The following is a 12,451-nucleotide window of genomic DNA, read 5'->3' on the forward strand; positions in this document are numbered from 1 at the left end:
TTACGTTGAAGAATTAAAAATTCACAATTACCAATAACTCTTTAGCTATTCCCATTACCTATCAACTAATAACCACTAATAAGTAATTAAATCCCAATTTCAACAAGTACTTTTGCAAAGGTTAAACCAGATACCCGTTCGCTTTCTTCGCGGGAAAGAGCTATTTTGACTTCAACAACTCTCGCATCTACATCTGCTGCTGGATCGGTGTTGAGTATATCTCTTTTACCCACCTTTCTACCAATCTCGCTGACTGTACCTTGTAATTGTCCACTAAATGCACCATTGTCACTGCGAATAGTAGCTTTTTGTCCAAGACGAACTCTACCAATGCTGTCTTCGGGAATTTCGGCGACAACTAACATTTCGTCAGTACGTCCGATTTCTGCAATTCCACTCGTACCCATTGTTTCACCTGGTTTGGTGTGGATTTTGATAATTTCTCCAGAAATAGGTGCTTTGATGTAACTTTGATTTAATTGTGCCTCCGCTTTCCGCATATTTGCGATCGCATTTGTAACTTGTGCTTGGGCTATCTGGATGTTACTTGGCGCGACATCACGGAATTTATCAAATCGGGAACGTTCTTCCTCTATTTGTCTTTGTAGTGTGAGAAGGGTTTTATTGCGGTTTGCCCTGGCTTCATTGATCTGCTGTTGTAGTGTCGCAATCGTTTTCGACTGGTTTGCACGGGCTTCTGCCAACTGTTGCTGTAAAGTCGATATTGCTCTTCTGCGTTGAGCTTGATTTTCAGAAAGTTGTGCTGTGCTGGTTTCTGCACTCAACCTTCTTCTATCCCGTTCTTGTGCGGATATTGCCCCTTGACGAAATAAACTTTCGTAACGATTAGAATCAACTTGAGCATTACGTTGTTCAGCTTGCGATCGCGCTACAGTTGCTGTTGAACTGTCAGTCTGTCCACGTAGTTCAGCTGCGATTCTATCTACTGTTGCTTGTTGGGCTACCTGCTCTCCTCGCAATTGCGCTTCTAAACGGTTAATACCAGCCTGTTGAGCATCCCGTTCTCCTCGCATTTGGGCTTCTAAACGGGCAATTACGGCTGTTTGCGATTGTAAATCCCTGGGTGAACTGGCTCTGACGCTTCCTAAATTCGCCCGAGATTCTAGTAATTTTGCTTTCGCTTCTTCCATTGCGGCTTGATTAGTTTTGAAGCTATCCAAAACAGCAATTACCTGGTCTTTTCTGACTCTTTCTCCTTCTTGAACCATAATTTGTTCAACTCTGGCTGATGAAGTGATTCCAGAAGTTGGGGCGGAGATTCTGATCACTTCTCCTCGTGGCTCAAGTCGCCCCAGTGCATTAACACTGTTAGTAACTGGTTGACTAACTGGAGCTTGGTTGTTGAGACTTTGCAACTGCTGCCATTTGGAGAATCCCAATACCCCACCAGTAATAGCTAGTGGTACGATCACAGCAAGAGTCCACGGAAATTCTCGTCGTTCTTTTGGTCTTTCGGTTGGTACGGAATCTTCTGTCCACCTTGACATAATCTGTTTGCTCGTTGTTTTTCTATTAGTTTTAATGTGCTGATGGCATAAAAAAGGTGAGTTCAGGATTATTTACTCATTAATAGCAACTAATCAAAACCCATGAATAATATTTATAAAATCAATCTCATGACAATAATTACCTATTTGTAATAATTGGCTATATTTAACACTAATTCGATTTTTAATTACTATTTAATCACTACATTTGCATTGAAAAAATCCCACTCGCATTTGAGCGGAGATATTAAGTAAAGAAATCCACGTATATCCTTTGTCGGCTAGGAATAAATTCCTAGTGAGGAAATCGATAAATTTCGTCCTCGAAAATATAATATAATTCATCCTAATTTATGAGAGATTACTCATAAATATCAGACATCTACACTATGATTTACAATCATAATTACCCTTCGCTCTAGAATATGCTCGTTATTAACTTTATCCACATAAAATCAATATTCTTAAATTGATATTATTCAATCGCGAAAACTAAGAATACTGAGCAGTTAAAGTGTACTTTTAATTAGCATAAACCAGACAGGCAAGATGCTTATTGCCTATAGCTTACGTCGATAAGTATTATGCAAGTCCAATGTTCTACAGTCTCATTAATACAGTGTATTCTTTACAAGAATATCTGAGCAGTTAAAAGATGATGATGTAGTTGGTTAACTGCGTCGGCAGATTATAGGGTATTAGGTCATTTTCCTACTGAATGATGACTCTTAACGTCTAAATACTGCTGTATATCCACAATAAATAGTATTGAAATTATCTAACAATTGTAGACAAGATAATTTCTCAGGTAGATGATGTTAATAAGCGATTAAGCAGTTCTATTTCTGGAAGAGAACTGTTCTTGCCATTATATATCTATTATCAAGATTTGGCTTATTTTTCAGTTACGGAATTAAAGATTAGATAAATATAATTTTGAATACAAACTATTATCAGTAATCAGCTAAGGGCAGAGGGAATTAGGTATTTATTTTAGCCATTTTCCCTTTACCCATTTCCTTTTCTCTTGTCCTAACTGGGCAAATCAAACAATACCGTTGTCATATAGTTTTCAGCCCAAGTAGAACCAAAGGCTTTTTCTAAAACACGACGGGTTTTGTCATTTTCTTGCTGCTTGATGCAGTAGTTACGCTGTCCAGCAAGGATTTTAGTGGCTTCCTCTGGTGTCACTTGCGGAGAGGCGATCGCATTACGGCAATGTATATCCAAAAAATCCTGCACACGGTTGACAAACATCACTTCTTCCTGTTGTGTCGCCGGACGAATAAAAGTACAAAACTCCGAAAAAATATCGCCCCATTGCGGTAGCTCACGAGGTTGAGAAAAGTTAGTGCTTTCGAGTGCGGTAAGTGCTGAAATATATGATGGTGGTAGCTGTTGCGAATTTACAGGTGAAAGATCAACAATTGCTGCACTAATCTGTCCCCTACCTCCAACCAAATCGCAACCAAACATTGGCAAATCATATTCTGGGCGAGGAAACATGACACAGTGCAAAATATCGAGCATATTCCCCACCCTTGCTAATTCTAGGTGGATTTTGCGGAATTCAGGAGTCTGATAGCAAAGGTTTTCGATGATTAACTTCTCACCCTCAAGTTTGCCTTCGACATACCCCAACTCCGCAGGCAAGGTATAGATCGATAAGTCGAGATGCTTGCGCCAAACAGCTTCAATACAGTTAGCCAATTGGCGAATTAAGGGGTGTTGTTGCTCTCGCAATGAGGGCATGGAAGTTTTTGACATATCTTAAATGGCGCTTAAGTTATCTATATCTAGTTGCCAGTCTACCTTTCGTTGTGTACAAGTGTTTCGCGATCGCAACACAAACAAACATTTGTTAGCAAAAGGGAAGCGGGAAAAACTTACGTAACCCTTAATCTCCAATCTTTCCTTCCCAAAAGTAAATTTATAAGACAGACTATTTTCAAAAGTATTGTTTATTCTGTAAATTTAGTTACAGAATTATTACAGCATTAGCCCACGAGATAAGGCTAGGCAAAAGTCATGAGAGTAGATTTGTCTAATTTTGATGGTATTACACTAGCCCAGACACATCCATTTCAAGTTGGGAACTGGGTGAAGATACGAGAAATTCCTACTTCCTACAGCTTTGACGAAGCAATGCTTTTATGTCAAATTTCTAATCATGAATGGATTACTTGGATACCTGACTATGGCGAAGCTATATTGTACGTTTGGCAAATGCAAGAAATTGTGAATGGATAACATAGTCAGTTTTACTTCAATAAAATACACTCTTCCCTGATGCTTCTTTACTCAAGAAAAAATGGAGAGGAGTGTATAATAATTTACTTAATTAATTAATTAATTAATCTAGCGACAATTTCAGATGTTGCTTTGTAGCTGTTCTTATCAAATAAACCCACTTATGAAGCATCCAAGGGAGTTTTTAATTTCAATTTCACTTCAGTCCCTTTTTTGAGAACCACTTTACCCCCAGGACTAGATAATACATAAAACCTTAACTGAACCGTATAAATAACAAAATAACAAAAAGAGGTCACATTTGACCCCTTCCGCAACTCCCTATAATTAAAGTATTTTCTAGAGTAATTAAATTTACAGAAGACCTGTATTCATACCTTGCTTACCAGTAGCAAGTTCAACTTTAACGATTTTGCCACCCATTTTCTGAATACGTTGCTGTTCTTTGAACCAGTTTTCGTAGGGAACCAACTTAGTAAAGAAAGTATTTTGCAATTCGCGTTGAGTACGAATCCGAGTTTGGCTAGGAACGCAAGCAGTAATCTTAAATACGCGCATTGTACTAAATCTCCTATCTTTAGGGGTGATAACTTTTTTATCTCAATTTATCTCAAGAAATTTTGAGTGTTTTACCTATTCACTCCAAGACTGGAAATCAAGCATCAATACCAGACAGTTAACACTCATCTACAATAAAGTCGATTCTAAACTCATTCATACTTAATGCCTGCTTAATTAGCACTTAGCATCTAGAATTCAGCACTTTAATTGAATAAGCAATAAACTTTCTAGCACTCACGATTGATTTCCAGCCCCTTTTAAAACGCACTTACATTATGTAGTGCATTATCAACTCTTAGCTTAAGCCAGAGGAAATGTAGTCGAAGTATACGCCCATTTCTTTACCAGCGTCAGAACCAACCAAGCTAGCAGTTACTTCTTTCATTGCTTGGATAGCTTGAACGGTAGCACCAACAGGTACGCCCAAGGAGTTATAGGTTTCTTTCAAACCGTTGAGTACGCGCTCATCTAGGATGGAGGGGTCGCCTGCCAACATCGCGTAGGTAGCATAACGGAGGTAGTAGTCTAAGTCGCGGATACAAGCTGCATAGCGACGGGTGGTGTACATGTTACCACCGGGACGGGTGATATCCGAGTACAACAAAGACTTAGCAACAGCTTCTTTAACAATTGCAGCTGCGTTAGCGCTAATGGTTGTAGCTGCACGAACACGGAGTTCGCCAGTTGCAAAGTAGCCTTTGAGTTTGTCTAGAGAAGAAGAGTCAAGGTACTTTCCTTGAACGTCAGCAGAGTTAATAACTGCGGTAATTGCGTCTTGCATTTTGTTATTTCCTTATTTCCAACCGTATGGCAATACTTCTATTTTCAGTAAGAAAACGACTTCGCCTATGACAAGGCACCAACTACGTAATCGAAGTAGGAGGCAGCTTCAGCAGCGTCTTCACCAGATAATAGACCGATCGCACTGCTCTTGATTGCCGCTACACCGGATGCGACAGCATCGATGGGTGTGCCGAGAGACTTGTACATTTCGCGAACACCGACGATACCAATTTCTTCGATGGGTGTAACATCACCAGAAACGATTCCGTAGGTAATGAGGCGAAGGTAGTAATCCAAGTCGCGCAAGCAGGTAGCTGTCATTTCTTGACCGTATGCGTTTCCACCAGGAGACACAACGTCAGGGCGCTTTTGGAATAACTGATCACCAGCTTGCTTAACAAGACGTTCGCGGTTGTCAGTTAAGACTTGAGCAATACGCAGGCGCTTTTCACCAGTGGTGACGAAGGATTTGATTCTATCCAATTCGCCAGGGCTGAGATAGCGTGCTTCTGCATCAGCATTCACGATAGACTTCGTGACGATACTCATTAATGGATTCCTCCAAATACGAATAAAACCAGGGTTTAATAAACTGGTGCGACTATTAAAACGGTAACTTTGAGTTCTAAGCGATTCCTTCTAGTTTTTACAGTTTTGACAACTGCACTAGATGGGTCACGAGTCTACTTGTTTATTTACGTTTTTGCGTAAATATGACCAAGTACACAAGCCTTAAAACTCAACTACCCCATGAGGAAATATTTTCGGGCATTTTGTTGAGCATTTATGACTGCTCTTCACACTTTGTAACATTAGTTTTCAGTTTTGCTCTTACGCAATGCAACTGAACAACCAGGAAAAAAGTTACCAAATGCTTAGTAGAAACCAGCTGTTGGCTATTTACCAATAGCTAACAGCTAATTTCTTGCCTTATCGGTGACTAATTAATTGAATTAATCAGCTTTGACCCTACCCAGATAATTACCTGCGGGTAATGAGGGAATGCGCTGGTAAGGAACAACGTCTTCACCGAAGAATTGTGCGTATTCTTGGCTATTAACTAAGGCATCTACAGCAGAGGCTAAACCACTGTGAGTCAAAATCTCGGTATATTTGTGGATTTCGACTTGGGTAGCGGGTTTACGTCCCAAAATATGACGGAAGATTAACTCAACGACTTTATTTTGAGGGAAAGCGTTGCAAAAACGTTGTTGATAAGCTTGTGAACTTGCCAGGGTACGAACAAATTCCTGAACAGATATTTCGTTGTTTGCTAACTGCTTTTCCAAATCCAAACGGCGGAATTCTGGGGGAATTTCACCACTGTGGATATCCATCACTTGGGCGTAAATCGCATTCACTAAGGATACAAACTCAGTTTTGTCGCCATTAGCCACAAACCGATAAATACGGATACCTTGGCGGCGGGCATTAACTACCTGTGATGCTGGGGTGATGGTACGACCTAAGCCACTGTAAGCTGCTTCGCGGGCAGCCATATCTGCGATCGCCTTTCCTGATAGGGGTAAGGTGGATGCATCCATCTTCGGCTTAATTGTATCGAAGCTAGGTACAACAATATCGTCGTTCTGCTTGGTCAACTGGTTGTACAAGCGATTGGTATTGGGGAAGTTAGCAGCAGGTAAGGTGGGGAAACGACGGTAGGGAACCGTATCTTCGCCAAATACATCAGTGTATTCGGGGGTATTTAGCATTGCATTGATAAATGCCTTAATCCCTTTAGTCGCTAATATTTGATTGTACTTACGGATTTCTGCTTGGTCTAATGGCGCACGTCCCATGAAGTGCTTTGTACCCAGTTCAATCACCTTGGTGTTGGGATACGGGGTGTAGAATTCTTTGAGGTACAAGCTGGAATAACCCAAGCCTTCAATGAATTCTTTCACCGTAATTTCACCGTTACTCAAACGGCTTTCCAATACCTTAAATTCGCGAGATGAAGCTACGTATGGAGCAATATCGCGCTCGAAAATCTGACGGTAAGCAGCACTGATTGTATTTTGTATTGCCACTTTGTCGCCATTCCCAGACACAAACTTGAAGATTTTCGTTTGTTCGCGTTGCTTCGATACACCTTGGTTGGAACGGAACTCGACATCGGGTTGCGATCGCACTTCAGTCGGCGTACCCAACTGCACGAACATTGGAGTTTCTTGTTTCTGGATGCTGGGTGTAATATCTTCGCGGATACTACCAACACGCAAGTTACGCTGTGCTTGTCCGGCAGCAGTGACATAGCGTTCGTAAGGAATGGTATCCTCCCCAAATGCCTGTGCGTACTCTTCAGTATCGAGAATGGCATCAATGAGGGCGTAGAAACCTTTCTTCGCACAAATATCAAAGTATTTGTTTGTTTCTTGACGACCGTAGGTAGGACGACCTAATAAACGACGGTGAACGTATTCAACGGATTTCATGACATACAGGTTTGTCCAGTACATCTTCCGGAATACATCCGACTTCGCCAACATGCGAATAAATTCTTTGATGCTGATTTCGCCGTTTTCCAGCTTGATTTCCGCAACTTTCTGACGCTGTCCTTCGTAAACTTCGCGTCCAAAAACTTGTAGGTAAGCAGCTTTAATGACGGCTTGAGTCGAACTTTCCGAGAACTTCACGTTAGTTCCAGCTTTCGACTTCTTCCCACGAGTTCCTGGTAATTGGTCGAGTTTGAATACCTTAGGTCCGAGTGTACCGGGGGCGATACCACGCGCAGAAGGATTACTCACTTGGTTATTAATTCCGGGTCCGCGATTAATCAATAACCGTCGGGTATCTTTACCAAAGAATGCCGGACTTGTGCTGGGGTTGCGGGTTTCTTTCGGGAAAATCGCCCCAAATTGAATTTCCAATGGATCGTTACCAGAACCGTAAACATGTTGGTCGGGTAACGGCTGATTGTAGGAAGCAAAAGTAGTAATAAACTGCGGAATCTTGCGGAAAGGTGCGCTGTAATTAAACAGGTCTTGCTGCGGACCCCAGTTGCGACATTCCTGTGCTTCTTGACCCAAACCGCGTAGGTAAGGTACTGTTTCCTCGCCAAAGTAGTCGGAGTATTCCTGCGAATCTACCAATGCATCGACTAGTCCAGCTAATCCTTTGCTGGAAACAATCGAGAAGTATTTTTGTACTTCTTCACGAGAACTAGGACCTCGACCGAGAATATGGCGGAAAGCCAATTCTAAGGCGCGACTATTAATATAGCGATCGAAGAAATTCTTGCGATACAGAGGAGATTTACACAAGCGGCGCACAAACTCTTTCATCGAGATGTCGCCATTTTTTACTTGTGATTCTAGATACGACAACGACAAACCATAAGCACGGGTAATATCGCGCTCGAAAATTTGCCGGTAGGCAGCCTTGATCACATCATTTTTTTCTGTCGCCGATAATCCCGTTTTCATCACGAACTTCTGACGACGCTCTGCTGCATTAAAGTAAATTTGCGGCAGTTGCAATCCTTGGAGATCGGATGATTCACGCTGACGTACTTTCGTTGATGGCGTGGGTGCTTTGAATTCAGTGATCAAAACATCCATGTATTGAGCAACAATTTCAGCCGCTTCTGCATCTTGACGGAAATACGACAGTGACGCAGACCTGATTTCCTGTAGAGCCACCAAAGTTGCTTCAGTCGAGCAAGCATTCTCAATAATTTCACGCAACCCGCGTGTATTTACCGCCAGAATGTTGGGGTCACCCGCAACGATCGCATAAGTCGCATAGCGTAAAAACCAAGATAGGTCGCGCAGGCTTTTCGCCATGTTGCCAGGACCATATCGGGCAATATTAATCGGTCTAAAACCAACAGGAGCCGGACCGCTAGGGGTTGAGTTGAAAATCGAACGTAAATTTTCGAGGAAACCACCACGGGTTTCAACGTAGGTGACAGTTCCTAACTCCATACTGCGGCGTATATCCATTACTGGCGCAGCCTCAGCACCCACCGTTGCCATTTCTGGCACTGGTTGCGGTTTTTCCAAGAAAGCCATTGGCGAACCACCAACAAAAATCCGGTTAGCAGCACGTGAAACGATAATCTCAGAGTTATCTGTAAGTATCTGAGCAATATCCAGACGCTTCGCGCCAGATGCAAAGTAGCTTGCTAATTCGTTGAGTTCGCCAACTCCCAAAAAGCGGTCTTGTTGCTCTGCTTGGGAAATTTTTGATACAGCCAGAGTTTGATACAGTTGCGGACGCGCAACCGAGCTTCCACCACTCGCCTTAACACTCATCGGATTTGTAAAACTCCTATTATATTTTTATGTGTTAAGTCTGGGCTAGCTTGAGACTTGACATTTTGGTAAAACTATGGATTACCTTTGCCAACCGCAAAGCTACCAGAAAAAAATTAACCCAGTCAGCTTTTAGATTAAAACGTTTTGCGTTTCTACTGGGGGTTTATTAAGAAGTGTATCGAACCTGAGTCATCTAGGTATCAGGTCGAAGTGGTACTTACTCCGTTTTAGCTGGAAAAATTCCTTGATTTTGCATTCATTGGATTTTGCTAGTGGAGAGTACCTGTTTTTATTTAACCGCAAATCGATTACCGAATTTCAAGAAGTCTCAGAACAAAGTCGCTTTCCTGAAAATGATTACTTTGGCTTGATTTCGCTGGAAAAGGGGAAGACGAACCCAGGTGTTACAAAAAATTGGTGTGCCAATTGCATCATTTATAAATTTCTCTTGGAGATTTGAGAAGCAAAATCTAGATTTTACTAATTTTAGATAAACTGTATTTCTTTATACTAAATATTGGATTTTTACAAATAATCAGTATTTGTACGAAAAAAGACTGATATTTACAATTAATATGTAAAACTTTTATCAATATTTTTACCCATATGTATAGAAAATATGTGTGATATGTTAATTTTAAGAACATCTACTAAGTAACAAATAGTACAAAGTATGAAATTTTCAAAATTCAATTTCTTAGATTTAAATTGTTTGTTTGGAGTCTCTTTATCAGTATCATTACTAGGGTTAGGAATATCGCCAGCAAAAGCTCAACAAAGCTTTAATTTAAATGGAGATTACGATTTCCAAGATGTTCTCACTCTCTTCCCAGATAAAGGCTATTTAAAAGGTGAGGCTACAGGTTCTTCTCAAAATGCAACCTTGGGTTTAGACAAAATAGAATTCTTAGGATATGCAATTCTGTCAGAAGTATTTCCAGCCCTTGCGAATGGGACTTCATATACATTTAAATCTAATCCTCAAGATTATGGAATTAATGATGAAAATGGGTATGTCGTATTTTTTAATCAAGCTGGAAATAAAATTTTTGGGACTTTTAGTGGTTTAGATAAGGTAAATAAAGACAACTCAACAGCATTTACAACAGCCCAATTAAAAATTATTGGAGGAGAAGGAAAATTTAAAAATGCATCGGGTGTAGGGAACTTATTTGGGACGGTGAATGTGAATACAGATACTTTTATAAATACTGGTAAATATACGGTAGATATTAACTTTAGTGTCCCAAAATCAATCCCCGACTCTGCAAATGTTAGTGGATTAGTAGTAGTTGCGCTAGCTGGTTTGGCTCTAAAAAACAAAATTGGACATCAGGCTCCATAATTACCAATTTAGGAGATATTAATAAAGTGGCGATCGCCGGAATTAATTAATTTAATTTTCCCAATTGCCACTTTTTGGTAAATGCGTATGATATTTACAACTCAGTAGTTCAGTATTGCAACATCAGTTTAGATTTCACCACACCAGGTTTTAAAATTACTGATTACTGAAATTGACTGGTAGACATGAGACAAATATTTGGCAACTCGGTAATCGCGATCGCAAATACCCCCAGATTTCGATAAACTCAAGAATACTGCCATATTCCTCAAACCATGACCGATACCCACACCCAAAAAGTTAGTGACGCGGTTGCCAAACTCTACGATACATACCCGTTTCCCCCAGAACCAATTTTAGATGAACCACCTCCAGGTTATAACTGGCGATGGAATTGGCTGGCTGCATATAATTTTTGTACGGGGATGAAACCGCAAAGGCAAAATATTCGCATTCTTGATGCCGGTTGCGGTTCCGGAGTGGGAACTGAGTATCTAGTGCATCTCAACCCTGAAGCACAAGTTGTTGGCATTGACTTGAGTGCGGGAACCTTGGAAGTTGCCAGAGAAAGGTGTCGGCGTAGTGGTGCAAACCGGGTTGAATTTCATCAGTTGAGTCTGTTTGATGTGGAACAGTTACCGGGAGAATTTGATTTAATTAACTGTGTTGGGGTTTTGCACCATACTAATAACCCCATTCGGGGGATACAAGCTTTAGCCAAAAAACTCGCACCAGGCGGTATTTTCCATATCTTTGTCTATGGCGAATTAGGAAGATGGGAAATTCAGTTAATGCAAAAGGCTATTTCCCTGCTCCAAGGTGACAAAAAAGGCGATTATCGCGATGGAGTACAAGTCGGACGACAAATATTTAGCTCCCTCCCAGAACATAATCGGATTTTAAAACGGGAAAAGGAAAGATGGTCGTTTGAAAACCAGCGTGATGAAAATTTTGCCGATATGTATGTCCATCCACAGGAGATTGACTACAATATCGATACTTTGTTTGAGTTAATTGATGCCTCAGGGTTGGAGTTTGTGGGATTTTCTAATCCTGGGTTTTGGAATTTAGACAGACTTTTAAGTAAAGCTCCAGAATTATTAGAGCGGGCAAAAGATTTATCAGAACGCCAACTTTACAGGCTCATAGAATTATTAGACCCTGAAACCAGCCACTACGAATTTTTCCTGGCTCGTCCACCAATCCATCAAGCTGACTGGAAGAATGATCATAGTTTACTGGCGGCAATTCCAGAAGTTAGTACATGCATAGATGGCTTCCCAAGTCAAACAATATTTAACTATGATTACAAAATTGTAAATTTAAGCGATGCAGAATTTACATTCATGCAAGCATGTAACGGTAAATCAACGGTGGGCGAGATTCTCTTGACAATGGAATTTAGTTTAGATGGAGTGCGATCGCTCCAACAACAGCAACTGGTTATGTTAACACCAGCATGAGAATATATTTATACAGGTGACTAACCTAGACTACTGAAGGGCATGATAGTCGAGAACAAAAAAGGTAAAAACTAAAAGCTAGAATATGGGATAGGAGAGTTTTGGCTTTCATTTTCTCCTTGCTTCTCATCCCAGTTCCGATTCTCAACCCTTAGGGTCTTCTCGCACCCCACAGTCCAAAAATGGAGAGACAAGGGTTGTATAAATACCTAGAAAAGCAGGAAAAATAAGTGTCGATTTTTCCTGATAACCCGTAATAGATTTTGCTGTCTCTGATGC

Annotated in this window: 10 protein-coding genes; 3 read left to right on the forward strand and 7 right to left on the reverse strand. The window is 40.8% G+C overall.

Translation table 11 applies throughout. The annotated features are described in order from the left end of the window. Positions 1 to 86: 86 nt before the first annotated feature. A complete protein-coding gene (locus VB733_RS04415; protein ID WP_323338899.1) occupies positions 87 to 1,508 on the reverse strand; it encodes an HlyD family efflux transporter periplasmic adaptor subunit in 1,422 nt (473 codons plus the stop codon). Positions 1,509 to 2,540: 1,032 nt separating this feature from the next. Further along, the gene (locus tag VB733_RS04420; RefSeq protein WP_323338900.1) at positions 2,541 to 3,275 is read right to left on the reverse strand and encodes a phycocyanobilin:ferredoxin oxidoreductase; all 735 of its coding nucleotides are present in this window, start codon (positions 3,273 to 3,275) and stop codon (positions 2,541 to 2,543) included. Between the two features lie 261 nt (positions 3,276 to 3,536). Between VB733_RS04420 and VB733_RS04425 the strand changes: the two genes are divergently transcribed. Continuing rightward, entirely contained in the window at positions 3,537 to 3,758 is a 222-nt protein-coding gene (locus VB733_RS04425; RefSeq protein ID WP_323338901.1) for a hypothetical protein, read from the forward strand. A gap of 354 nt (positions 3,759 to 4,112) precedes the next feature. On the opposite strand, the gene VB733_RS04430 is transcribed toward VB733_RS04425, so the two are convergent. From VB733_RS04430 to VB733_RS04445, 4 genes are all read right to left on the reverse strand, one after another. Beyond that, complete coding sequence (locus VB733_RS04430; protein WP_095722047.1) at positions 4,113 to 4,316, reverse strand: phycobilisome linker polypeptide; 204 nt, start codon at positions 4,314 to 4,316, stop codon at positions 4,113 to 4,115. A gap of 298 nt (positions 4,317 to 4,614) precedes the next feature. Next, complete coding sequence (gene apcB, locus VB733_RS04435) at positions 4,615 to 5,100, reverse strand: allophycocyanin subunit beta (protein WP_096615617.1); 486 nt, start codon at positions 5,098 to 5,100, stop codon at positions 4,615 to 4,617. Between the two features lie 65 nt (positions 5,101 to 5,165). Next, on the reverse strand, positions 5,166 to 5,651 hold the full coding sequence (apcA, locus tag VB733_RS04440) for an allophycocyanin subunit alpha (protein WP_323338902.1): 486 nt from the start codon (positions 5,649 to 5,651) through the stop codon (positions 5,166 to 5,168). 404 nt (positions 5,652 to 6,055) lie between these two features. Next, the gene (locus tag VB733_RS04445; protein ID WP_323338903.1) at positions 6,056 to 9,361 is read right to left on the reverse strand and encodes a phycobilisome rod-core linker polypeptide; all 3,306 of its coding nucleotides are present in this window, start codon (positions 9,359 to 9,361) and stop codon (positions 6,056 to 6,058) included. Between the two features lie 676 nt (positions 9,362 to 10,037). Between VB733_RS04445 and VB733_RS04450 the strand changes: the two genes are divergently transcribed. After that, on the forward strand, positions 10,038 to 10,709 hold the full coding sequence (locus VB733_RS04450; RefSeq protein ID WP_323338904.1) for a hypothetical protein: 672 nt from the start codon (positions 10,038 to 10,040) through the stop codon (positions 10,707 to 10,709). Positions 10,710 to 10,837: 128 nt separating this feature from the next. On the opposite strand, the gene VB733_RS04455 is transcribed toward VB733_RS04450, so the two are convergent. Further along, complete coding sequence (locus VB733_RS04455) at positions 10,838 to 10,972, reverse strand: hypothetical protein (protein ID WP_323338905.1); 135 nt, start codon at positions 10,970 to 10,972, stop codon at positions 10,838 to 10,840. Between the two features lie 12 nt (positions 10,973 to 10,984). On the opposite strand from VB733_RS04455, the gene VB733_RS04460 reads away from it, so the two are divergent. Continuing rightward, complete coding sequence (locus VB733_RS04460; RefSeq protein WP_323338906.1) at positions 10,985 to 12,172, forward strand: class I SAM-dependent methyltransferase; 1,188 nt, start codon at positions 10,985 to 10,987, stop codon at positions 12,170 to 12,172. The last annotated feature ends 279 nt before the right edge of the window (positions 12,173 to 12,451 follow it).

The organism is Calothrix sp. UHCC 0171 (assembly GCF_034931845.1).
Taxonomy (GTDB): Bacteria; Cyanobacteriota; Cyanobacteriia; order Cyanobacteriales; family Nostocaceae; genus Brunnivagina.

Excerpts from the sequence above, each read along its gene's own strand:
- VB733_RS04415 (WP_323338899.1), bottom strand. The coding sequence starts at position 1,508 with ATGTCAAGGTGGACAGAAGATTCCGTACCAACCGAAAGACCAAAAGAA.
- VB733_RS04420 (WP_323338900.1), bottom strand. The coding sequence starts at position 3,275 with ATGTCAAAAACTTCCATGCCCTCATTGCGAGAGCAACAACACCCCTTA.
- VB733_RS04425 (WP_323338901.1), top strand. The coding sequence starts at position 3,537 with ATGAGAGTAGATTTGTCTAATTTTGATGGTATTACACTAGCCCAGACA.
- VB733_RS04430 (WP_095722047.1), bottom strand. The coding sequence starts at position 4,316 with ATGCGCGTATTTAAGATTACTGCTTGCGTTCCTAGCCAAACTCGGATT.
- apcB (WP_096615617.1), bottom strand. The coding sequence starts at position 5,100 with ATGCAAGACGCAATTACCGCAGTTATTAACTCTGCTGACGTTCAAGGA.
- apcA (WP_323338902.1), bottom strand. The coding sequence starts at position 5,651 with ATGAGTATCGTCACGAAGTCTATCGTGAATGCTGATGCAGAAGCACGC.
- VB733_RS04445 (WP_323338903.1), bottom strand. The coding sequence starts at position 9,361 with ATGAGTGTTAAGGCGAGTGGTGGAAGCTCGGTTGCGCGTCCGCAACTG.
- VB733_RS04450 (WP_323338904.1), top strand. The coding sequence starts at position 10,038 with ATGAAATTTTCAAAATTCAATTTCTTAGATTTAAATTGTTTGTTTGGA.
- VB733_RS04455 (WP_323338905.1), bottom strand. The coding sequence starts at position 10,972 with ATGGCAGTATTCTTGAGTTTATCGAAATCTGGGGGTATTTGCGATCGC.
- VB733_RS04460 (WP_323338906.1), top strand. The coding sequence starts at position 10,985 with ATGACCGATACCCACACCCAAAAAGTTAGTGACGCGGTTGCCAAACTC.